Genomic DNA, 1,944 nt, shown 5'->3' with positions numbered 1-1,944 from the left:
AAGAGAATATTACAGAGATGAAAAGTAGAACCAGAAATGGTACTGGAATCGAAGACTGGCAAGAGATTAATTGGAAAATTGTCAATCGCCAGGTATTCAAAATTCAAAAGAGGATATTCAAGGCCACCCAACAAGCCCAACAGAACGGCAGCTGGAAAAAGGTAGTAAATCTGATGAAATTGTTAATAAACAGCAAATCAGCATTACTACTGGCGATACAAAGGGTAACACAGATTAACAAAGGAAGAGGAACTGCTGGAGTAGATGGAATAACGGCCTTAACTCATAGACAGAGAACCAGCCTAATTAAGAAGTGGAACTGGAGTAAAGCAAACCCAACTAAACGAGTATACATCCCTAAACGGAACGGTAAAAAGAGACCTTTAGGAATACCCACCATAAACGACCGAATAGGTCAAGCCATCCTAAAAATGGCATATGAACCGGTATTTGAAGTGAATTTTGAACCGGGAAGTTATGGATTCCGACCCGGAAGAAGTTGCCACGATGCTATCCAAGACATCTTTTCCACTTTGAAGAAAGGGAGTACACACAGATGGGTACTAGATGCCGACATCAAAGCCGCATTTGATAACATCTCCCATGAATTTATAATGGATAAGATTAAAGGATTCCCAAAAAGGGAAGTCGTCTTGAAATGGTTAAAGGCAGGGTACATGGAAGAAACTAAATTCCATGAAACCGAAACAGGGACACCTCAAGGGGGAATAATAAGCCCATAAAAGCGCAAATATAGCCCTTGACGGAATACAAGAATGGATATCAAAACCCATGGTAACCATCGAGTATAAAACCAGGAACAAGGACAAGATGACGAACAGAAAGAGGGAGGTGAATAAGTATAAATTTGCTAGATACGCAGATGATTTCGTCATAACCAGTCAGACAATGGAGTTTCTCGAAGATTTAATTCCAATGTTAGAAAGCTGGCTAAAACAAAGAGGACTGACCCTAAACAAACAAAAAACCCAAATCAGAGACATCAGAAAAGAGGGATTCTCATTCCTCGGATTTGATATACGACAAAGCAAAAGCACAACTCTTCGGATAGGAAGCAACAGGTATGAACGAAAGGCTCACAAAATGAGAATTAACGCCAGACCTAATGCAAAAAGGACACCTTCACCAAACGCCAGGCCAAAAGAAGAAGAGAGTTACTCCTGCTTCATAAAACCCGGTAAGAAGGAAACCAAAGAATTCCTAGCCAAGATACGGGGATATCTCAAGAATGAGGCAAGAGTGTTAAGCTTCGATACGGTATTAAAAAGACTGAACTCCAAAATCAGGGGATGGTTAAATTACTACCGATTCGTATGCTCCAAGAAAACATTCCAGAAAATCAGGAAAGAGGTATTAGACGCCATATACAGGTTTCTAAGGCGTAAACATCCTTTGAAGCCATGGAAATGGATTAAACGGAAATACTACACAACGGTTGACAAAGACCCCCACAACCCATACGCCAAAACCAACGGTAAAAGGAAAAGGGAAGAAATTCTGATCAACGCTGCCAAAGATGTACCAATAATCCGATATGAGAAGGTAAAAGGAACAAATTCACCATTTGACCCAACACTAACAGAATATTGGCATAAACGCCAGACGAAATGGGGTAAAACCAAATTCGCCAAAGGCAGTAAATACGAACAAGTCTACACAAGACAGAAAGGAAAATGCCCCATATGCGGACTACCAATCTGTATGAATGAAGCGTTCGAGGTACATCACATCCTTCCAATCAGGGATGGAGGCAATAACAGTGCTAAGAACCTAACAATTCTACATCGACACTGTCATAAAGCCAAGCACAAGCATCTACATTCCCGGGTGGACTGAATAGGCTTGAGCCGGATGAGTGCGAAAGTCTCAAGTCCGGTTCTTAGGGGAGGAGGAGATGGTAACATCTCCTACCTTACCCGACAA

Annotated in this window: 2 protein-coding genes; both read left to right on the top strand. The window is 41.4% G+C overall.

The genetic code is table 11. The annotated features are described in order from the left end of the window. Nucleotides 1-743, top strand: a 743-nt coding sequence (locus F6K46_RS39455) for a reverse transcriptase domain-containing protein (protein ID WP_293068909.1), incomplete at its 5' end; no start/stop codon positions are given. Between the two features lie 49 nt (nt 744-792). Then, a complete protein-coding gene (locus F6K46_RS39450; protein ID WP_293068907.1) occupies nt 793-1,857 on the top strand; it encodes a group II intron maturase-specific domain-containing protein in 1,065 nt (354 codons plus the stop codon). Nucleotides 1,858-1,944: the final 87 nt, after the last annotated feature.

This window comes from Moorena sp. SIO3E8 (genome assembly GCF_010692445.1).
Taxonomy (GTDB): domain Bacteria; phylum Cyanobacteriota; class Cyanobacteriia; order Cyanobacteriales; family Coleofasciculaceae; genus Moorena; species Moorena bouillonii.
The sequence above is the reverse complement of the archived record's forward strand: the minus strand, read 5'-3'. Positions and strand labels throughout refer to the sequence as shown.

Excerpts from the sequence above, each read along its gene's own strand:
- F6K46_RS39450 (WP_293068907.1), top strand. The coding sequence starts at position 793 with ATGGTAACCATCGAGTATAAAACCAGGAACAAGGACAAGATGACGAAC.